Genomic DNA, 21969 nt, shown 5'->3' with positions numbered 1-21969 from the left:
CGATTGTCACCCTTCTTCTCTTTCGGATGAAAAATGATACTTTCTACCTAAAGCACACGTGCATGTCCCGAATAGATATGTCCACGGCCAGAATCAACCGTGACCACGGTTCCTTCCTTCAAAATCTCGGTAGCGAGGTTCACTCCCAAGATGACAGGAACGTTTAAATTCAGACCGACAATCGCCGCATGTGAGGTGAGCCCACCCTCTTCGGTGATGACTGCCCCTGCTTTTTCGAACGCCTTGATCATATCGGAGTCCGTACCGATGGTGACCAGAATAGAGCCTTCCTCCGTCTTTTCCAGCGCTTCCTGAGCGGATCTGGCTATGACGACCTTGCCGGTGACGACCTTGCGACCAATCCCCTGTCCTTTGGCCACTACATCTCCAATCACGTGAATCTTCATCAGATTGGTCGTTCCCACCTCACGAACAGGTACTCCTGCTGTGATCACGACCAGATCTCCATGACGCACGTAGCCGCTCTGGAGCGACTCCTGCACAGACCTGTCCAGCATTTCGTCCGTTGTATTAGCCATCTCCCCCAGAACTGGATAGACGCCGTTTACGAGCGACAGACGGCGGATTACGCTCGCATGCGGAGTGACAGCTACGATCGGTGCTTTCGGACGGAACTTGGACACCATCCGCGCCGTATGACCGCTTTCTGTTGCCGTAATAATCGCTGCTGCATTCAGATCAAGCGCCGCATTGGCTACCGCTTGGCTGATCGCATCCGTGATAGTCACCTGTTTCAGCTGCGCCTGTTTGTAGAGAATTTCTCTGTAATTCAGCTCCTGCTCAGCGCGCAGGGCGATCCGGTCCATCGTTTCTACTGACTCTACCGGATATTTGCCCGCTGCTGTTTCCCCGGATAGCATGATCGCGTCGGTACCGTCAAAAATTGCGTTGGCCACGTCGCTTGCCTCCGCTCTTGTCGGACGAGGGTTGCGCTGCATGGAATCAAGCATTTGTGTCGCAGTGATGACCGGCTTGGCCAGTTCATTACACTTTTTGATCAGCTGCTTCTGGACGAGCGGTACTTCTTCTGCCGGGATTTCTACACCCAGGTCACCGCGCGCTACCATGATCCCATCGGATACAACCAGGATTTCGTCTACGTTGTCTACGCCTTCCTGGTTTTCGATCTTGGCGATGATATCGATGCGAGCATTGCTCTGCTCGAGAATCTGACGGATTTCCAGAATATCAGAAGCCTTGCGGACAAAGGATGCCGCGATAAAATCAACGCCCTGTGCAATACCAAATGCAATATCTTGAGCATCCTTCTCCGTAATCCCTGGAAGGTTGATTTTGACTCCAGGCACGTTGACGCCTTTTTTACTTTTCAATGTCCCGCCGTTTTTGATCAGGCAGACAATATCCTTGTCGTGAACCTGCTCGACGGTGAGCCCAATCAAACCATCGTCGATCAGAATGGTGTCACCAGGAGCGACATCTGCTGGCAGCTCGTCATAAGTAATGGAGACTTTTTCAGCGGTTCCTGCTACTTCCTCTGTTGTCAGTACGATGCGGTTTCCTTCGACCAGCTCGACTGCATCTACGGACAGCGTACCTGTGCGGATTTCTGGCCCCTTGGTATCGAGCAAGATCGCGACCGGCTTCCCTGCCTCTTCTGCAGCCTGGCGGATATTGGTGATCCGAGCAGCGTGTTCCTCATGTGAACCGTGCGAAAAATTGAGCCGGGCCACATTCATCCCTGCATGGATCAGCTTTTTCAAGGTTTCAACCGATTCGCTTGCGGGTCCTATCGTACATACAATTTTTGCCTTCCTCAACATTACAATCTGCCTCCTCTATGCTCCCTGCCAAACACAATTCCTATATGGACAGCGTTCTAGCCAACTGGTAAATCGATAGATCCAACTGATGCTTTTTCGCTAATGCTTCCTTAAAATCCACATCCACGATCTGATTGTTCTGGATGCCCACCATGCGATCCCGCTTTCCTTCGAGCAAGAGATCCACAGCAGCTGCACCCATCCTGCTCGCCAGCATGCGGTCCATCGCTGTAGGAGAACCTCCGCGCTGGATATGTCCCAATACAGTGACTCTCGTCTCCCATCCCGTCGCCTTCGTGATGGCCTCGGCATAGGAAGTCGCACTGCCGACACCTTCTGCCACGATGATAATGGAATGTTTTTTCCCGCGCCGCTGTCCAGCGTGAAGACGTTCGAGAATATCCTCCATATCTTGCTCTTCTTCCGGAATGATAATCGACTCGGCACCAGCGGCAAGCCCTGCCCACAACGCCAGATCACCGGCGTCGCGTCCCATGACTTCAATGATGTACGTTCTTTCATGGGAGGTAGCCGTATCGCGAATTTTGTCAATCGCATCGACGATGGTATTTAATGCCGTATCAAAACCGATGGTAAAATCGGTGCATGGAATGTCGTTGTCGATCGTCCCAGGTACGCCAATCGTAGGGATCCCTTTTTCCGTCAGCTTTTGAGCGCCGCGAAACGAACCATCTCCTCCGATGACGATCAATCCCTGAATCCCTTGCTGGTGCAGCTGATCCACGGCTCTTTGCTGACCTTCCTCTGTCTTGAAGGCCTCGCTGCGAGCAGAATACAGTATGGTTCCCCCACGCTGGATGATGTCACCTACAGAGCCTAGCGACATTTCCTCAATGTGCCCGCTCATCAAGCCCTCATATCCGTGATATACCCCATACATCTGCACACCGTGATAGGCAGCACGACGAACAGCAGCCCTTACGGCGGCATTCATGCCCGGGGCATCTCCCCCACTGGTCAGTACGGCGATTCTTTCCACGCGATCTCCTCCCATCCACATAGCATGTCACAAACAGGCATCAGTATGTACTAAATTGCCTTTGAAACATGCTGTATTAGTAAAAAAACGATATCTGTTATACTCATACATCTTTTGTGTCATACTTTTTCAAAGATCTGTAAAATACTTTATCCGAATACGATTGTAGCAGATAATCCTTGCAGAAAAAAGCCAAAAAACGCCCCCTGCACATTACAGGGAGGCGTACTCTCCAATCCTTTTGAACTTCTCATAACGATCCTGTATCAATTCATCTGGTGTCATTTGACTGAGCTGTTCCAGTTGCTCCACCAGCAGGTTTTTCACTAGTCCTGCCTGCATCATCAAATCGCGATGCGCTCCGCCAAAAGGCTCCTCCACGATGCCGTCGATCACACCCAGCTCCAAAAGGTCCGGAGCGGTAATCTTCATCGTTTCTGCTGCGCGCATGCCCAGGCTGGAATCTCTCCAGAGAATAGCAGCCGCACTTTCCGGCGCAATCACGGAGTAATAGGAATTCTCCAGCATAAAGACCCGGTTCCCCACACCGATTGCCAGTGCACCGCCACTGCCGCCTTCACCAATGACGACGCAGATGATCGGCACACCAAAAGTGGCCATCTGGCGCAGATTGCGGGCGATCGCTTCACTCTGGCCGCGCTCTTCTGCAGCTTTTCCCGGATACGCACCTGACGTATTGATAAAGCAGATAATTGGTCGGCCGAATTTGTTCGCCTGTTCCATGATCCGCAGCGCTTTGCGGTAGCCTTCCGGATGTGCCATCCCGAAGTTTCTGCGGATGTTGTCTTTGGTATCCTTGCCCTTCTGATGTCCGATGATCGTCACTGGTCTTCCGTCCAGCTTGGCAATTCCGCCGACAATCGCCTGATCATCTCCAAACAGACGATCTCCATGCACTTCCATAAAATCAGTAAAAAGAAGCTGTATATAGTCCAAGGTTGTCGGTCTTTCCGGATGGCGCGCCAATTGCACGCGCTGCCAAGGCGTCAGGTTTCCGTAGATTTGTTCGGCCAGCTCCTTCGCCTTTTGCTCCAAGCGCTTCACTTCATCGGAAAAATCAATGCCTTTTTCTTCTGTAAAACGGCGCAATTCCTTAATCTTGTCGTGCAATTCTACTAATGGCTTTTCAAAGGGGAGCTCTCCTGCCATGCTTCCACTCCTTCCCGCGACGTGTGCATCTCTACCAGCTTCGTGAGCGTGGCACGCATTTCCTTACGGTGAACCACCATGTCAAGTTGTCCGTTCTGCAGTAAGAATTCCGCTGTTTGGAAGTCTTTTGGCAACTCCTGGCGGATCGTCTGCTCGATGACACGACGTCCGGCAAAGCCAATCATGGCACCCGGTTCTGCGATATTGTAATCGCCCAATGACGAGAAGCTTGCCGAAACACCGCCAAAAGTCGGGTTGGTCAATACCGAAACGAATAACAACCGCTCCCGATCAAGACGGGACAAAGCAGCACTCGTCTTGGCCATCTGCATCAAGCTGAGGACACCTTCCTGCATCCGGGCCCCGCCTGAGGCTGAAAACAGAACAAAGGGCAGACGTCTATCGATCGCCCGCTCAATTGCACGCGTAATTTTTTCACCAACAACAGAACCCATACTCGCCATACGAAAGCGTGAATCCATCACTCCAATGACGATGCGATTGCCGCCTAGCAGTCCTTCACCTGTCATAATGGCTTCGTTCAGGTTGGTGTTTTCCATATCCTGCTCCAGCTTTTCCAAATACCCCGGGAAACCAAGCGGATTGGAGGTGATCAGTTCGGAATCGAATTCCTCTGTGAGCACGCCTTCGTCCAGGATGGCAGCCAGGCGCTCAGGCGCAGACATGGAATAGTGGTACTGGCATCCTTTGCAAACGCGCAGGTTTTTATCCAAATCCTTGGAGTAGTGAATGGTTCCGCAGTGCGGGCATTTATTCATTAGTCCTTCGGGAACTTCCTTTTCACGCACTCCCGCTTCTTTCGCTTGATTGCCAGAAGCGGGGACACGTGAGAGAGTTTCCGACGGGACGGTAGCAAATTTTCGCTTTTTGCCAAAAAGGTCTTTAAGCACCGTTGCACCCCACCTTTCTCTTCAGCGAAGGATTGTGCCAAATACTTCCTGGACCTCGTGAACTTCGCTTTCGGGAACGAGTATCTCGTATTGCTTGGAGACTTTCGCTTCACGAACTTTTACCAGGAATCCTTCATCTGTCAAACGTTGCTGTATCCGTTCTGCTATTTTTGCGCTGGGAGCGATGTAGATGACCGTCCACATGCTGGCTTCCTCCTCGATCGTCCAATACAGGTCTGCATCATCATATCACAGGCCTGACGCCAGCCGCAAATGGTTGTCAGAGCTTGCTATTTTCCAAATGTTGTCGCATTTTCTCGACCGCTACCTGCACATCTCCTGCACGGATTGCCTCCATGATTTCCCGATGCTCCTGCACGGCCGTGCTCGCCCTGCCCTCACGAGACAGAGATTCGACACGAATGCTGTTGCTGTATTCGACTAACGGCGCCCAGATCCGGTGAAGGATGGAATTTCGGCTGGAGCGACAGATGACCCGGTGGAATTGATAATCTTCTTCCGCCGGTACTTCTCCGCGCCCGATCCGTTCCTCGGCAGCCGCCAGAATCCGCTCCATCTCCTCAAAATGCTTTTCCGAGGCACGACGGCAAGCTAGACGTACAGCATCCAGCTCCAACATTCGGCGCATCTCGATCAAATCCTTCTTGGACTTTCCATCTTGCAGGATAAAAAAGCCCAAAATGTCAATCAATCGATTATGTCTGTAGTGTTTCAGAAACGTGCCTTCACCTCGGCGCGTTTCGATCAGCCCCAACAGCTCCAGTGCACGCAATGCTTCTCTGACGGAGGACCGTCCTGCACCCAACTTCTCCGACAGCTCTCGTTCGGACGGGAGCTTGTCACCGACACGCAGGTTATTCTCCTGCACGATCTGGTGAATGTGCAGGAGAATTTCTTCGTATACCTTTCGCTCTTGGGAAGAGTCGAGCACGATAAAACCTCCTCTACTACTGCCTGCTTCAAGTGAAATCCCGGGGCAAGCACGTGGTATGTACCCGGAGGTCGTTTCTTACACTTCCTGATACGAAATCGCAGTCAGCTTTTTGGTCTTTTCCTTCACCGCTTCCGGATCAACCGTGATGCGCGCTACGCCGCTGTCCATCGCTGCTTTTGCTACCGCAGCTGCAACATTTGGAGCCACACGTGCATCGAATGGCACTGGAATGACTTTGTCTGCGGACAGCTCTTCTGCCGCGATCAGGTCGGCAATCGCATATACGGCTGCGAGCTTCATCTCTTCGTTGATCTGAGTCGCACGAGTATCCAATGCTCCGCGGAAGATGCCAGGGAATGCCAGTACGTTGTTTACCTGGTTCGGGAAGTCGGAACGTCCAGTACCCACTACTGCAGCGCCAGCCGCTTTTGCGTCATCCGGCATGATCTCAGGATTTGGGTTGGCCATCGCGAAGATGATCGGATCACGATTCATCGACTTCACCATTTCAGTTGTAACAGCTCCTGCTACGGATACGCCAACAAATACATCGGCACCTTTCATTGCGTCAGCCAGTTCACCCTGCAGCTTGTTACGATTGGTGATTTTTGCCATTTCTTCTTTCACTGGGTTCATCCCGAAGGTACGGCCTTCGTACACAATACCTTTAGTGTCGCACATGATAACATCCTTCACGCCCATCGATACCAGCAGCTTGATGATGGCAATACCTGCTGCCCCTGCACCGTTGGCTACGACACGAATGTCTTCCAGCTTCTTGTCAACAACGCGCAATGCGTTGATCAGGCCTGCTGCCGTCACGATCGCTGTACCGTGCTGGTCGTCGTGGAAGATCGGAATATTGGTTTCTTTTTTCAGACGCTCTTCTACCTCGAAGCATGCAGGCGCTGCGATATCTTCCAGGTTTACACCACCAAAGGTAGGCTCCAATAATTTGACTGTTTCCACGATTTTGTCCACATCTGTCGTGTTCAAGCAGATCGGGAATGCGTCTACACCTGCAAAGGATTTGAACAGAACGGCTTTTCCTTCCATGACTGGCATCGCAGCTTCTGGACCGATATTGCCCAAGCCGAGTACTGCTGTTCCATCGCTGACTACAGCGACCAGGTTGCCCTTCATCGTATAATCATAAACTTTGGACTTGTCGTCAAAAATTTCTTTGCATGGCTCTGCAACGCCAGGAGAATAGGCAAGGCTAAGGTCGCGCGCGTTTCGAACCGGCACCTTCGTTACCGCCTCCAGTTTCCCCTGATGCTTTCTGTGAAGTTCCAATGCTTCCTCTCTGAGATTGGACACCATAACCACTCCATTTCGCGTTTGTCTTTACTGTTAATTTGCTTGTTTTGTACTCTCGGATCATTCATCCAGCTTTTTCATCAGAAGTGGTCTGACCACTTTTTTGATTATGCTCCCATTATAACAAAACCCGTTGTCCTGTAAACCTGCTGAAAAAGGCAAAAAAGGGAGGACATTGATCATCCTCCCCCATTTTTAGGCATTTCTTTCGTAATTACGCTATCAGGACCTAAAATTTCTCGCGCATGCTCCAAAAATGATGGATCTACATGAACGCGATTTTCATCCGGCAAGCGAATGGTCTGTTTTTTTCCTACGTAGTACAAAATGACGGGAATCGTTCCTTTTTTTTCGACAAACAAGCGCTGAAGCTGCTGCAAAGTCGAATCCCGCTCCTGGTCCGGTGATATTTTGACAAACAATACCAGCTCTGTCGAAGCCTGCGGCAGGGTATCTGCGTCCCAGAACCTGGATGCCAGCAGCTTGACCGTATCGTCCTGATGATCGACACGTGCCTCGGCGATCAGCATGCGCTCTTTCTCCAACAGTTCGGCGTGTTTGCCATACACCTGCGGAAAGACGACGATTTCCACCGGCGCCGTCTTGTCCTCCAGTGTGACGAATGCCATCGGATCTCCTTTTTTCGTCTGAATGCGCCGCACGTTAGTGACCATACCGAATACCTTGACCGTCTTGTCTCTCGGCTGTTCTACCAATGAGGCGATAGCTGATACCTCTGGACGATTGAACAAGTGTGCGTACTGATCCAGCGGGTGTCCCGAGATGTACACCCCGAGCAGGTCCCGCTCCTCCTGCAGCTGCTGCGCCTGCGAAAACGGCGGGATTTCCGGATATTCCGACGGATCACGCACAATAGCTCCGCTCTCTTCTCCGGCAAACAGATTCAACTGGTCCGCATCCCGTTCCACCCGTCTGCTCGTCGCTTTGCCAACGGCCTCATCGAGCAGGACCAGAAGCTGGCTCCGATGCCCGGGCAAGGAGTCGAGCGCCCCGCACAGGACGAGCGATTCTGCCACGCGCCGATTGACCAGTCTCCCATCTACCCGTGCACTGAAATCAAATACGTCTCGATAAGGGCGATTGGCGCGCTCCTTGACGATGGATTCGATCGCCCCGTAGCCGACATTTTTCACAGCTGCCAGGCCAAAGCGAATTCCATCCTGCTCTACCGTAAAAAATGCTTCGCTCTTGTTCACGTCGGGAGAGAGTACAGCCAGCTTCAAACGCCGCGCCTCTTCTGTATACTCTGCGATCCGGCTCTGATTACCGATGGACAGGGAGAGCAGGGCAGCCATAAAGGCTAGCGGATAATTGGCTTTCAAATAGGCCATCTGATACGCAATCATCGCATAGGCGACCGAGTGGGCCTTGGGGAAGCCGTAATCTGCGAAGCGGACAATCAAATCGTAGATTTCGTTGCCAAGCTCGGCTCCGTAGCCCTGTCTGACACAGCCTGCGACGAACTTCTCCCGCTGCTCAGCGAGTAGCTCCCGTTTTTTCTTGCTCACAGCCCGGCGCAAAATATCGGCCTCGCCCAGACTGAAACCGGCAAGGGAGGAGGAGATTTTCATGATCTGCTCCTGGTAGATGATGAAGCCGAAAGTCTCGCCCAGGATTGGCTCAAGCACCGGATGCGCGTATTTTACCTGGCTCTCCCCGTGCTTGGCTGCAATGAACTGCGGGATGATCTCCATCGGCCCCGGACGGTACAAGGCCAAAACGGCGATAATATCATCCAGATCGGTCGGTTTCAGCTCGCGCAGGACATTGCGCATGCCGGCAGATTCAAGCTGGAAGACACCAGTTGTGTCTCCGTGTGAGAGCATCTGGAAGGTTTTCGCATCGTTGGTCGGAATTTTTTCCAGGTCGAGCTGTACCCCGAGTTTTCTGAGATGACGTAGCGCCTCTTGAATGATCGTCAGGTTGCGCAATCCGAGAAAATCCATTTTCAGCAATCCGACTTCTTCGAGAATTTCCATCGGATACTGGGTGAGCGCCAGCCCTTCGTGTCCAGTCTGCAACGGTACGTACTGTGTGAGAGGTTCACGCGAGATGACGACTCCCGCAGCATGCGTCGACGCGTGGCGCGGCAGTCCCTCTACGCCCTTGGCGGCTTCGATGAGCTGAGCCGCCTGCTTGTTTTCTGCACTTAGCTTACCGATATCCGGATTTAGCTGCATCGCCTTGTCGATCGTCATGCCAGGCGATTGCGGAATCATTTTCGCGACCCGGTCCACCAGCCCCAGGGACAAGCCCAGAGCTCGCCCTACATCACGTACTGCTGCCCGCGCAGCCATCGTCCCGAACGTAATGATTTGCGCCACGCGGTCATGACCGTACTTGTTTGCCACGTAATGAATCACTTCATCTCGCCGCTCCACGGAAAAGTCGATATCAATATCCGGCATCGTCACCCGCTCCGGATTGAGAAACCGCTCAAACAGCAGGTTGTAGTGCAACGGATCGACATTGGTAATTTTCAGGGAATAAGCGACGAGACTGCCAGCAGACGAGCCGCGGCCTGGTCCCGTCGGAATCCCCTTTTCGTGGGCATAGCGCATGAAATCCCAGACAATCAGGAAGTAGTGCGTAAAGCCTGTCCGTGTGATGATGGACAGTTCGTGGTCGAGTCGCTCTTTGACCTGCGGCGTGAGCTCCCCGTAGCGCTCCCGGCAGCCTTGCTCGCACAGCTCCCGCAGGTACTGTGTCGGCTCTTGCCCCACAGGCAGCGGGAATTCCGGCAAGATGTGCGACCCAAAAGAAAACTCCAGCTCACAGCGCTGAGCGATCTTGACCGTGTTGGCCAAAGCCTGCGGCGCATAGGCAAAAGCAGCCGCCATCTCCTCCGCGCTTTTTACATAGTACTGATCTGACTCGTAACGAAAGCGATTCTCTTCCCCCACTGTCTTGCCTTCTCCGATCGCCAGCAGCGTATCGTGCAAGACGTAATCCTCTTGGTATATATAATGAACGTTGTTGGTAACAACCAGCGGTATCCCTGTCTCTTCACTGAGCCGAACAAGACGGGTATTCAGCCTGCGCTCAATCTCCAGCCCATGATCCTCCAGCTCCAGAAAAAAGTTATCCTGGCCAAAGACCTGTCGGTACCAATTTGCCGCTCCTTTTGCTCCGTTCTCATCACCAGCCAGCAACAGACGCGCTACTTCCCCTTCACGACAGGCGCTCAAGGCAATCAATCCCGCGCTGTGTCGCTTTAGCACTTCCTTGTTGATGCGCGGCAGGATATAGTCGCCCTCTGTATGAGCAATCGTGGCGATTTGCAGCAGGCTACGGTAGCCCTGTTCATTTTCAGCCAGCAGGACCAAGTGATTGGGCTGCGGAGCATTTCGGACCCGATCCTGCAGGTTTCCTTCGATCAGGTAAACTTCCATTCCGATGATCGGCTTGATCCCTGCCTGTCGACACGCTTTGTAGAACGGGATGGCTCCGTACAGATTGGCGTGGTCAGTAATCGCCAGTGCCTGCATGCCCAACTCCGCTGCACGCGCTACCAACTGTTCGATTCTCGCTGCTCCATCCAGCAAGCTGTATTCCGTATGCACGTGCAAATGGACAAAAGCGGTCATCGTTTTCCTTCCTCTCTGAAATCCGTTCTTTCTATTATAGCGTAATTCTGTTCGAAGTGGGGAACGAGTGTTCTTTTACTTGTTTGCTATCTCGGCATTTGATAGGATAAAACAAGATTGCTAGAGAGGATGACGTTTTCACATGTGGCAAGCCTTTTTCTTGACCGGAGTTCTCGCTACGCTGGTAGCCAGCGTTTATTTCAGCATGGCAGCGCGCAGACGCGGCATTCACCCGCTGGAGTCTCGCATGACACTCGGAAAAATGAACGTCTGCTTAGGGATATTTGTCAGCTTGCTTGGATTCAATCAGTTTACCTTTGAAGAGCTGGATACGATACGCATTGTGGTTGCCCTGGTCTTGATTTTTGTAGGGGCTATGAATCTATTTTTGGGCTCTCGCAACTTTTTTCGCTATCGCAGAGCTTGGCAAGAGGAAGCATCAAAAAATAAAGGGAGCTGACTGGTCGTCCGCCCTCTTGCCTGCTGGATGCTATTTTCCTGTATTACCATCTGTTTATTCTGGCTAAATGACTTTTTCCTACGCTATAATGAGCGTGTGTGACATCCTAATGCTTCAGACAACCCGAGTGCAGTGCCGACGGTTGTCCTTTTTTATTTCCGCTGGTTCTCCGGCTTTGCCCACATCTCTTCCGGATTCAACTCATAGACCCCGTCCTCGCGATACATATAATGGTTCATGATGAATTCACGCCGAATCGTCGCATAATCCTCATGAAACTGGCGAATGTAATCGCTGATCTCTTTCTCGGTATACTTGTGCCCTTTTTTCAATCCACGCACGATATGTTCGAACACGATCAGTTTTTTCTTGCGCTGCGCCGGAATCTGCTTCAGCTTGCCCTCGGCTGTAAAAAACGACCGAATCACCTGTATGCTTTCCACGGCCATCTTGTTTTCTTCTCCTCTCTCACCTCTTGTTTCCGCATCCGTGTCAGCGAACAAAGAATCTCCTGCTCCACTCTTCGCCCGATCCAGCACGCCTACAATCGCTTGTGATTGCCGTTTCACATTGGCTTCATGCAGATAAAAGTAGACGGTATTCTTGTCCCGTCTTTCGTATACCAGACCTGCTTCCCGCAGCTTTGCCATATGATGTGTGATCGTCGGCGGCGTCACCCCGAGCTTTCCCGCGAGTGCCTGTCCGTGCAGTGGTCCATTGGCCAAAATCGCCAGGATTCGGACTCGCGTCGTGTCTCCCATTGCTTTATAAAACGAAACCAGTTGATCGAGCTGCAAGTGACATTCTCCTCCTGCTCATCCGAGTACCTAATTCGATGATTATCTAATTTATAGTGTAGTAGAAGGGGCCTCTCCCTGTCAATTTCCACATCGCAGAAGGCGAAAAAAGAGCAGCTCCACACAGGCTTGTCATCTCCTGTGTAAAGCTACCCTTTCATTATTCGAATGGTCTTTAACGCTCAATAATTTGGGCAGCAATCATCGCCTGACCCACAATCTGATCCCCGTGATAGACAGAAACCTCGGCTTTTCCATAGCGGCGACCAATGTCCAAAAGTCGCGGCTTCACCTGAATCTGGCTTTCCATCTGTACCGGCTTCAGGAAATAGACGGTTACATTCTCCGGCACCATGTCGCCGCGGCGATGATGACGCAGCAGGTTACAGGCAGCCTCCACCATAACCGTGGTCATGATTCCGCTGGCGATCGTCCCGAGATGGTTGGTCATCTGTGGTGTCACTTCTCCAATATACGTCAGTTCATCCGCTTGCCTCTCTTCGCGGAAATGGGACATGATCAGATTCGGGAAGGTTTCACTCATCTGCGGCTGTTTGGCTGTAAATTGGAGGGCCTTCAGCACATCGTTTCGGCTCAGTACCCCCACCAGCTTACGGTAATTGTCTACGACAGGCAATAGCTCGATGCCTTCCCAGACCATCATGTGCGCAGAGGATGCGACAGATACACGCGGTGAAGTCGTGATCGGATTTTTCGTCATCACCTTGTCGATTGTAGCCGTCTCTTCATGGCCAATAATGTCCTTGGAGGTGACGATCCCGATCAAACGCATCTGCTCGTCCACAACCGGAAAACGGGTGTCTTGATACAGCTCTGTATACTGATGCCATTTCGCGACTGAATCGGAGGTGAGCAGCACCGGCGTCTCTGCCAGCGGCTTCAGCACGTCTTCCACCATCACAATTTCTTTTTTGATCAAGCGATCGTAGATAGCCCGGTTGATCATCGAGGCCACTGTAAAGGAGTCGTAGCTGGAGGAAATGATCGGCAGTGCGAGACGATCCGCGAGCTGCTTCATTTCATCGCTCGTGTCAAATCCCCCGGTGATCAGTACGGCAGCACCCTGCTGCAACGCAATTTTATGTGCCTGATAACGGTTCCCCACGATTAAGAGGCTGCCCGCATCAATATAACGCATCATCGCTTCGAGCTGCATCGCACCGATGACGAATTTGTTCAGTGTCTTATGTAAACCTTCCCTTCCCCCCAACACGTGGCCATCGACAATATTGACCACCTCAGCGAAGGTAAGCCGTTCAATGTTTTCCTTCTGTTTTTTCTCGATTCGGACCGTACCCACACGTTCAATCGTGCTCACGTATCCTTGTGTCTCCGCTTCCTTGATCGCACGGTATGCCGTTCCTTCGCTTACATCAAGGTCTTTGGCGATTTGCCGCACGGAAATCTTCGAACCGATCGGAAGGCGATCGATATGTTGTAAAATTTGTTCGTGCTTGGTTGCCATGTCGCCTGAATCCCCTCTCTTCATCCATCCGCCCACACCTGCGTTTGCTAGCTCCTTCGAACAATATACCCGAAGGCGAAGCAAAAAAAAAGGGTAGCTTTACAGCTACTCCGTCAGAAAGTATATCATTAAGGGGGTTTTCATCGTGCTTTTATCATAACCCCGAAATATTACAGGATTATTACAGTGGAGTTACAATTTAATTTCAGTTATGAACCGATCCATTGCGCGAGCAAGCCTTGTACAAGCCCGATGACCCCTCCCAAGATAAAGCCAAGGACGGTAATCATGCGAAGTTCTTTTCCTGAGATGCCAATGACCATCTCTTCAATTCGCTCCATCGGAAAGCCGTCTACTTGTCTGGTGACAATCTCACGCACCGGTATCCTGCTGACAATGCGCTCGATATTGTTTTGCAGCGTGCTCACCATCCAGCCCGCCATCCGTGGAATCGTCTGCGTGAGGATCGTCTCCCGAAATGGTGCCGTCACTTGAGACAGCGGCTCATCGATGAAGCGCAGACTTTGCACCTCCAGCTTGGAAAATAGAGCCACGGCCCACTCGTCCACCTGTTCACGCCCCAGCCAGGTCACTACCTCTCCCACTTTCTTATCCAGCAGCTTATCCGCTTCCTGACTCAAGAAATGATGAACCTTTTGTGAAAGCTCAGGACTTCGCAGTAGCTCATCCAGATAGGGCAACACTTTGTTCATGATCTTGTCGTCGCCGAGAAACATGCCGACCAGTCCGCCAAACATGCCTCCTCCCCCCAAAAGACCGCGGATCATCTCTTGAAGGGTCTGTTGACCTTGGGGAGAGTGGAGATACCCACGCAGTCGAGTCAGCAGCACTTCACTGAGTGAAGCAACCGCTGCTTCCACGCGTTCAACTCCCCCCTGGGCGATCAGGTCGCGCAAGGTGCGGTCTTCGTTCTGGTGCAATGTCCGTTCAACAAAAGCACGCCAGTGTAAAAGAACAGGAGTGCGAACCGTATCACTCCATTTTCCTTGTTCATCGAAGACCTGTGGTACGGTCGACAGCAACAGCTGGCGCAGGGTACGCTCGTCCGACAGCCAACCCCGGACGAAGGAATCCAGCCAGTCCGCCAGATTTTTCTCCAAATCTCCCTGGGTGATGGCCCGCTTGATCCCCTCTGTGGTCAGCAAATGGTCCTCTACCAACCTGCCCATTTGTATCGCGATGTCGTCTCGTCTACTTGGAATGAGCCCAGGTGTGAAGGGAATGCGCCAACGCCCTATATACCAAGGTCGCAGCGGTCGGAAAAGCATGCGAATGGCCAACTCGTTGGTCACTCCTCCAATCGCCGAACCAACCGCAATGTTTACTAATATTAACCAACTGTTCATAAATCCTAACAACCTCTCTTCTAAGCATGGCACCAAACCATTTGGCTACTCATACCATAGACTAACTTCATGCCTGATGGGAAGGGGATAATCATGTCTTACGTACCAACCGTCGTTCAAGCATACGAGCCAAAGTCGGAAGTAGACCTTTACCTGCCCCAGGCGCGTATGCGTAAATGGAACCTTCCAGCATCGACAATAACGGTTCAATTCGGAAGTAAAACGGTTCGCGCCCGCGTAAGCAGCATGGAAAGAAGCAACCAAACCCTAGCCCGACCATCATTGGTTCAGTCCTTACATCTGCCTACGGGAGTCCCGCTTCTGGTGGATTACCAGGCGAGCGAGCAGTCTCTTGTGTTTGGCCCGTATTTGGGTATTTTGGTGTCCGCGTACAACTCCCAATATCCGCTCTCCCCTTTTGGTCCGCTAACGCCGTTTTTCAACGAGGTTGCGGACATTAGCCGAAAGCGTGGCGGCATCATCTGTGCTTTTCGACTGCAGGATGTCAATTGGGATGCGGGAATTGTCCGCGGACTGGTTCGCAGAGGCGGCGCCTGGAGACAGAGGGTTCTGCCTCTTCCCCAATGCATTTACAATCGCCTCGTCTCCCGCCAACGGGAACGAAGCGATGCTATGACTGCATGGGTACAGCGCTGCAAAGATGCCAATATCCCGTTCTTCAATGAAAGATTCCTGAACAAATGGCACGTTCACTCCGCTTTGGAAAAACAGGAAGCCGCGGCTCCCCATCTGCCCGGCATGCTTCGTTACCAAAGCCAGGATGATCTACAAACCATGCTAGCCCAGTATCGCAGCGTCTATGCCAAACCAGCCAATGGAAGCATGGGCCGTGGTATCATGCGTGTGCGTCGCATGCAGACCGGCTATCAGGTGGCCAGCCCCGGCGGATTGAACAAACATTTTGCCAGTTTACCTGGACTGCACCGATATCTGAACAAACGCATAAAAGGCAAACCTTATTTGCTCCAGCAAGGTTTACCTCTGATCGGCATCCAGAATCGCCCGACTGATTTTCGCGTTCTGGTGCAAAAAGACCGCAAAGGTGAATGGTCCGTCACTTCACTGGTCGCCCGTCTGGGACAGAACCGCATCGTTTCGAATGTGTCGCGTGGTGGCTCGATGCTAACTCCTCTGCAAGCCTTGCGTCTGTGTGGTCCCTGGGCAGGCGCTGTCCGCCCCACGCCCCAAACCCTGAAGAATGTTGCCTTGAAGCTGTCCGTGCTGCTGGAGGAAGCCCTCCCAGGCAATTATGCCGAATTTGGCGTAGATCTGGGTGTCGATGTGCGCGGGCAAGTGTGGTTGCTTGAGGTAAACAGCAAGCCCTCCAAGACAACCAACACCATCCCGCTCCCCGAAGGAGTAGAGGAACCGCCCCGCAGAGCGCGTCCCTCTGTCGTACGCATGCTTGATTTTGCTTCCTATGTAAGTGGCTTTCCACGTTCGGCAGCCATTCGAAAAACGACGAGCAAGAAAAAAAGACGAAGGTGACATCCATGCCTGCAAACAGAAGCTTGGGCATTATGACTCGTTGTCAAGGCTCTCACTTTGTCGACAAGGGGTACTACAGAAAGCTGACCCTCTTCGGACGTAAACAAGGAATTCGCGTCTTTGTCTTTTCTCCGCGCAAAGTTGATTATGCCACACGAACCGTGAAGGGCTTCGAATACCGCAATGGTGCCTGGCAAAGCGGGACCTTTCCGCTTCCTGCCCTCGTCTATGACCGCTGCTTTATCGGCCCATCATACCGCCACTATAAACCATTTGTCGAAAAGTTGCAAAATGACCCTGCGATCTCTTTTTTGGGATATGGCCTGTCCGGTAAATGGCAGGTGCAGCAGATGCTGAGCAAATCACGCGAGCTCGCTCCGTACCTGCCACCCACCCAGCTTTATACCCTAGCCCATCTGGAGCAGACGCTGGACCAATACGGTGCCGCAATCATCAAGCCGACAGCTGGAACGCATGGTATCGGCGTCGTCCGAATCAAAGTGGTTGACAACGGATTTGAAATCTCGGGACGAGGGCGAGAAAATCAGCCCTTTCGTCGTGTTATCAAGGGACGCCCCAAACTAAAACTCTTTCTATCTACATTCACAGCAGGGCGCAAATTCCTCGTCCAGCCCTATCTCGAGCTACACACGGCAGATGGCACTCCCTTTGATGTCCGAGTCCTCGTGCAAAAAAACGGCCGCGGAGAATGGGAAACCACAGGCAAAGCCGTGCGCCTGGGAGATCCGCGGAGCATCACATCCAACCTGCACGGCGGAGGGAAAGCCGTCCCGCTTGAGGCTTTTCTCGCCAGACATTTCAAACCCTCTCTCAAAGTGCGAATCGAACAACAAGTAAACCGATTGGCAAGCGAACTCCCTGCTTTTCTGGAGCAATCCCACGGCAGACTGGTCGAGCTGGGGATTGACGTCGGCATCGATCGAGCCGGAAATGTGTGGGTTATTGAAGTCAACAGCAGACCAGGGCGAACCGTCTTTCAAATGATCAACGACCCTGTCGCCAAGCATCATTCCATGACTCAACCGGTTCGTTACGCCAACTATCTCATGAAAGAGCGTGTAGGAGGTTACTAAGCATGGAAACAACCAGAGTGCGGCTACGCTTCCTTACCCATCCCCATGTTTGTGGGATCATCCTGCCGATTCATCTCTGTCAGAAGCTGCAGCTTCGTCCCCGCCAAAAAATAACGATCATGCTGGGTAAAAAGGAAGTCGTAGCAACAGTCCTTCAAGATAGACAAAATCCAGACAGTACCATCGTCAAGGTAACCAGTCTGCTGCGATCAGAACTCGGTATCCCGCACGGTGGGCTCATCAATCTAAAGCGGGAAGGGGACGTCCTGCGTATCGGTCCTGCGATCGGTATTGTGACGACAGGCATACGCAAAGACTCCAAGCAGCCGATTGGCCCCAGAACCTCGTTTTTTCACAAGCTTTTACAGGCGCAAGAAGGCAAGGGCGTTTTCTACTACATCTTTTCTCCGCATGATGTGGACTGGAACAACAATCTGGTCTCAGCCTGGTTCCTGCAGCGCAGCAAAAAAGGAGGCTACGTCTGGCGCAAACGGACGACTGCCATGCCTGATGTCGTCTACGACAGGATTCCATCACGTTCTGCAGAGAAGCATGAATCTGTCCGTGAATTTAAATACAAGCTGGCTGGCTATCCGCATATGCCGGTGTTCAACCAAGGCTTTTTTAACAAATGGCGCGTCCATCAGCTGTTGTATCCCAACCCGGAAGTAAATGAACACATTCCCGAGACCTACACTTCCCCATCCTTGCAAACCGTACGCAATCTGTTGAAAAAATACCCCATCGTCTATCTCAAGCCCAAAAACGGCAGCCTGGGCTATGGCATCGTCAAGGTCGTTCACCAACCTGGGAAAGGCTACGAGGCTTCTTATCACACTGGGAGCGGTAATGTAAAACGCCACTTTACCAAGCTCGCCTCTCTCTATCAGCACGTATTCCGTACCCGTCGAGTAAGTGGCTATCTGGCCCAGCAAGGGATTTCTCTTCTGACCTTCCACGGACGTCCTTTTGATTTTCGTGTCCACCTGCATAAAAACCAGCTCAATGAATGGGTCGTCTCCTGCACAGCAGCAAAAGTCGCTGGGTCTGGCAGTGTCACGACACATGTTCGCACAGGCGGGACCGTGATCCCCGGGGACGAACTGCTGACCCATCTGTTCGGAAGGCAAAAAGCCCTGATGACGGAGCGGATCAAGGATGCGTCCATTCGTCTGGCACAAGCAATCGAACAAGCGAAAGGAATGGATCTGGGTGAATTAGGCCTGGATATGGGTATCGACACACACGGCCACGTCTGGATGTTCGAAGCCAATTCCAAGCCAGGCCGATCAATCTTCAAGCACGCAAGGCTGAAGCATGCTGATCAGGAATCCCGCAAGCTCCTCGTGGATTACAGTTGCTACCTGGCCAATTTTTGACCGATGTCCGACACGCACAGAAATGATAAGCACTCGCTTATCATTTCTGTGACGCTTGGCAAGGTAACTGGAACTGTCCACAATAATAGTTTTTTACGGAAGGAGGAACACCCATGCCTCAATTGCGCTCCGGGTGGCTGACCATCCTCCCCAGCGGCAAGTGGTTTGTCCAGCTTCCGCGTCAAGCATTAGCAAAACGTGGAGGCAAGCCACTGATCGCCAGTCTGGGTCCCTTCTCTCAGCAAAAACGGCTGTACACAGGGCTCCCTAGTCAACAGCCTGGTCGCATCCGCACCCGGATCAACTGGAAGATGATCAACCATTCACTGCGAATTGGACCGATCCTTGGCATCCTGACTGTCGGAGAAGGGGCTACTTTCGTCGGGAATCGGGATAACTTCAGAGATATCTGTTTATCGGGGAAAAAATGGGGTGCATTGGTGTTCGTCTTCACCCCCCAAGGCATCAATTGGGAGAAAAAGCGAGTTCGCGGTTTTCTGTACAACGATCGAGATCACACCTGGCAGAACGTGGTGATGCCCTTTCCGCATGTGATCTACAACCGCATACCTACGCGAAAGGCAGAGCAGCAGACAAAAGTGCGCCAAACCTTGGAGAAAGTGAATGAGATGCCCAATGTAACTCTATTCAATCGCTGTTTCTTTGATAAGCAGGAGCTATTTTCGATCTTGAAGGAATACCCTGAAGTCCAGCCCAATCTCCCTGACACCAAGAAACTCGATACACTTGCCCGCTTCCGCCATTTTTGCTCCGAGCATCACTTTGTGTACCTCAAACCCGTTCGTGGCAAAGCAGGCGAAGGAATCATGAGGATTGAGTACAAAAACGAAGGCTGGCGTGTCCAGCGCCTAAAAGACTATAAAGCCATCACACGCCGTTTTTCCAATCTGGAGGATCTTTGGAAGTACGTAAAAGGGCATGTGCGGCAAAAGAAATACATTATGCAGCAAGGAATCAGACGGGCGCGCTATCGTGGAAAGCCTTTTGACCTGCGCGTTCTCGTCCAAAAAGACGGCAAAGGTGAGTGGGGTGTGACAGGGGTCGGAATCCGACGAGCAGGTTCCCAGAGCATCACGACCCATGTTCCTCGCGGCGGCTCCATCCACTCTCTTTCCAGCGTTCTACAAGCGCTGTTTCCAGATGACGCGCAAAAAGTAGAGGAGAGCATCCATCAGACCGCCCTCACCATAGCCGGTTCCTTGCACAATGAGATCAAGGATCTGGCCGAGATGTCGATGGATTTGGGGCTGACTACCGATGGGAGTATCTGGTTTTTCGAAGCCAATGCAAAACCGGAAAAATTCGATGAACCCGCAATACGTCGGCTTTCCCTTTCCAATCTGATTCATTACGCACAATACGTCTCCCGTTTGCAAAACGGACGTGGAGTACAGGCAGGATAGAGGACTATGAAACTGAAATACCTACAATTACCCCCACAAGCATTGGCTGAATCGCAAGCCACCCTGCTTCGTTTTGTCCGACAGGAAGGAGATCGGCGGATCACCAAGCAAGCTCTGGATTGGCTCGACAAGCTAAAGCCCAAGATGCTCTCATCTCATGAATCCAGTCTGGTGCTGGCCATGCGCGGCAAGCAGGTAGTCGGTTTGTTCGCAGTCTGCCGGTTCGGTTTGCAGCACTCCTTTCTCGTCGTAGACAAACGATACCGCCATCGCGGAATTGGCAAATCCTTGACTGCATATACATGTCAGCTATTGCCCAAATTGTACGTGCGAGTCGCGATGGATAATGAAGCAAGCCTGGCTTTATTTCGAAGCCTGGGGTTTGAACTGGTAAAAGCTTCGATCGGGCCGACTGGCAAGCCAACCCTATGGCTTGCTCATGGTCATTGGAAACCAGAGGATTTGCAGGAACATGCCGGCTAATGGACCGGCATGTTTTTTGATGGTACAAGAGGGTGATTTCAAGGATGGATAGACCAAGTTTTTGAAATTCTCTTGCTATGTTTATTCATGTATCAGCTTGCAATCCTTGGTAAAAAGTAATGGCAGGAGGTGGTCAATCATGACCTACAACACAATCAACAACATGATGACTAATCAGCAAAATCAACTATCCAGCATTCCGCAATCTGCCAATTCCATGTTCCAGCCAGGCTATGCCGGCACCAACACACAAGAGGTGCAGCACTGGAATCAAGGTGGCCACACTCAGGCATCTATCACCCCTACATACGGAACGATGTCGTACAGCGGAAACCTTGGCAGCGCTTCAGCACAATCGATGTTTCAGCCAGGCTTTGCAAACACCAACACGCAAGAGGTAAGACAGCTCAACGCTGGCTATGCCGCTCCACAGCAAAACTATCAACAAGCACAAATGGGTGGCTTCCAGCAAAACCAGGCTGCCTTCCAGCCATCTTACGGCATGCAGGCTAACTCAATCTTCTCTCCTGGCTTCGCCGGAACGAACACGCAGGAGGTCCAAGCCCTCAACAACAGCAGCTACACCGGCTACAGCAGCATGAACGCACTGCCTATGCAAAGCGGATACGCTGCCCAAGGCCAAGCTCAGCTCTACAGCGGAGGAGTTGGAAGCATTTACTCCCCGGGCTTTGCGGGTACCAATACACAAGAGGTTCAAGCTCGCAATAACACTGGCTATGCTGGACAAAACAGCATCGGTTACGCAGCCCAGATGCAAGCTCAGCCATTCAGTGCCAGCACCGGAAGCGTGTTCTCCCCTGGCTTCGCAGGTACCAATGCACAGGAGGTTCGTCAAAACAATCAAGCGGGTTACTCCTCCCCGTCTCTAATGTCTGGCGGATACCAACAGCAACAATCGTACCACTCCCAGCAGCCACAGCAGCTCCAAGCTTATTCAAGCCCGTTCGGAGCAGGCGCACAATCGGTCTTCTCACCGAACTTTGCTGGTACAAACGTGCAAGAGGTGCGCTCCCTGAATGCAGGACAAGCTCCAGCGCATACAGGCTCGATCTTTCCAGGCAGCTTCTAAGATCAGGTAAGCATACCTCAATGGAGATTTCTTCCGTGTGGAATGAAAAGGAGGTTGTCGCAAGTCTTCAGGCTTGCGGGCAACCTCCTTTTTTCTATACAAATTTGTACATGA

General features: G+C 52.0%; 18 protein-coding genes. 7 read left to right on the top strand and 11 right to left on the bottom strand.

Annotated elements, in window-relative coordinates:
* Positions 1–47: 47 nt before the first annotated feature.
* The 8 genes from pyk to EDM52_RS18730 form a co-directional block, all read right to left on the bottom strand.
* On the bottom strand, positions 48–1802 hold the full coding sequence (gene pyk / locus EDM52_RS18765; protein WP_122910484.1) for a pyruvate kinase: 1755 nt from the start codon (positions 1800–1802) through the stop codon (positions 48–50).
* A gap of 40 nt (positions 1803–1842) precedes the next feature.
* Positions 1843–2802, bottom strand: coding sequence for a 6-phosphofructokinase (gene pfkA / locus EDM52_RS18760; protein ID WP_122910483.1), 960 nt, complete (start codon positions 2800–2802; stop codon positions 1843–1845).
* Positions 2803–3015: 213 nt separating this feature from the next.
* Positions 3016–3972, bottom strand: coding sequence for an acetyl-CoA carboxylase carboxyltransferase subunit alpha (locus tag EDM52_RS18755; RefSeq protein WP_122910482.1), 957 nt, complete (start codon positions 3970–3972; stop codon positions 3016–3018).
* The gene (gene accD / locus EDM52_RS18750) at positions 3939–4883 is read right to left on the bottom strand and encodes an acetyl-CoA carboxylase, carboxyltransferase subunit beta (RefSeq protein WP_122910481.1); all 945 of its coding nucleotides are present in this window, start codon (positions 4881–4883) and stop codon (positions 3939–3941) included. Before accD ends, EDM52_RS18755 begins: the two co-directional genes overlap by 34 nt.
* Before the next feature lie 21 nt (positions 4884–4904).
* Positions 4905–5087: a glutamate decarboxylase gene (locus tag EDM52_RS18745; protein WP_122910480.1), complete on the bottom strand. Its 183-nt coding sequence runs from the start codon at positions 5085–5087 to the stop codon at positions 4905–4907.
* A gap of 76 nt (positions 5088–5163) precedes the next feature.
* The gene (locus tag EDM52_RS18740) at positions 5164–5835 is read right to left on the bottom strand and encodes a FadR/GntR family transcriptional regulator (RefSeq protein ID WP_122910479.1); all 672 of its coding nucleotides are present in this window, start codon (positions 5833–5835) and stop codon (positions 5164–5166) included.
* A 78-nt stretch (positions 5836–5913) separates the two neighbouring features.
* Positions 5914–7158, bottom strand: a complete 1245-nt coding sequence (ystJ, locus tag EDM52_RS18735) for an NADP-dependent malic enzyme (protein ID WP_122910478.1) — start codon at positions 7156–7158, stop codon at positions 5914–5916.
* 179 nt (positions 7159–7337) lie between these two features.
* On the bottom strand, positions 7338–10766 hold the full coding sequence (locus EDM52_RS18730) for a DNA polymerase III subunit alpha (protein ID WP_122910477.1): 3429 nt from the start codon (positions 10764–10766) through the stop codon (positions 7338–7340).
* Between the two features lie 142 nt (positions 10767–10908).
* Here EDM52_RS18730 and EDM52_RS18725 point away from each other — a divergent pair, with 142 nt between their 5' ends.
* On the top strand, positions 10909–11226 hold the full coding sequence (locus EDM52_RS18725) for a YtpI family protein (RefSeq protein ID WP_122910476.1): 318 nt from the start codon (positions 10909–10911) through the stop codon (positions 11224–11226).
* A 152-nt stretch (positions 11227–11378) separates the two neighbouring features.
* Here EDM52_RS18725 and EDM52_RS18720 read toward each other — a convergent pair whose 3' ends face one another.
* From EDM52_RS18720 to EDM52_RS18710, 3 genes are all read right to left on the bottom strand, one after another.
* Entirely contained in the window at positions 11379–12023 is a 645-nt protein-coding gene (locus tag EDM52_RS18720; RefSeq protein WP_122910475.1) for a DUF2087 domain-containing protein, read from the bottom strand.
* A gap of 175 nt (positions 12024–12198) precedes the next feature.
* Positions 12199–13509, bottom strand: coding sequence for a DRTGG domain-containing protein (locus tag EDM52_RS18715; RefSeq protein WP_122910474.1), 1311 nt, complete (start codon positions 13507–13509; stop codon positions 12199–12201).
* Positions 13510–13718: 209 nt separating this feature from the next.
* Positions 13719–14876 carry a DUF445 domain-containing protein gene (locus EDM52_RS18710; protein ID WP_122910473.1) on the bottom strand — a complete coding sequence of 386 codons (1158 nt, stop codon included), beginning with the start codon at positions 14874–14876 and terminating at the stop codon, positions 13719–13721.
* Positions 14877–14969: 93 nt separating this feature from the next.
* Here EDM52_RS18710 and EDM52_RS18705 point away from each other — a divergent pair, with 93 nt between their 5' ends.
* From EDM52_RS18705 to EDM52_RS18680, 6 genes are all read left to right on the top strand, one after another.
* Positions 14970–16385, top strand: a complete 1416-nt coding sequence (locus tag EDM52_RS18705) for a YheC/YheD family endospore coat-associated protein (RefSeq protein WP_122910472.1) — start codon at positions 14970–14972, stop codon at positions 16383–16385.
* A gap of 5 nt (positions 16386–16390) precedes the next feature.
* Positions 16391–17479, top strand: a complete 1089-nt coding sequence (locus EDM52_RS18700) for a YheC/YheD family endospore coat-associated protein (RefSeq protein WP_122910471.1) — start codon at positions 16391–16393, stop codon at positions 17477–17479.
* A 2-nt stretch (positions 17480–17481) separates the two neighbouring features.
* Complete coding sequence (locus tag EDM52_RS18695; RefSeq protein WP_122910470.1) at positions 17482–18858, top strand: YheC/YheD family endospore coat-associated protein; 1377 nt, start codon at positions 17482–17484, stop codon at positions 18856–18858.
* Positions 18859–18971: 113 nt separating this feature from the next.
* Entirely contained in the window at positions 18972–20282 is a 1311-nt protein-coding gene (locus EDM52_RS18690; RefSeq protein ID WP_122910469.1) for a YheC/YheD family endospore coat-associated protein, read from the top strand.
* Between the two features lie 6 nt (positions 20283–20288).
* A complete protein-coding gene (locus EDM52_RS18685; RefSeq protein WP_122910468.1) occupies positions 20289–20765 on the top strand; it encodes a GNAT family N-acetyltransferase in 477 nt (158 codons plus the stop codon).
* 139 nt (positions 20766–20904) lie between these two features.
* Complete coding sequence (locus EDM52_RS18680) at positions 20905–21855, top strand: hypothetical protein (RefSeq protein ID WP_122910467.1); 951 nt, start codon at positions 20905–20907, stop codon at positions 21853–21855.
* Positions 21856–21969 lie beyond the last annotated feature (114 nt).

This window comes from Brevibacillus invocatus (assembly GCF_003710915.1).
Classification (GTDB): Bacteria; Bacillota; Bacilli; order Brevibacillales; family Brevibacillaceae; genus Brevibacillus; species Brevibacillus invocatus.
The sequence above is the reverse complement of the archived record's forward strand: the minus strand, read 5'-3'. Positions and strand labels throughout refer to the sequence as shown.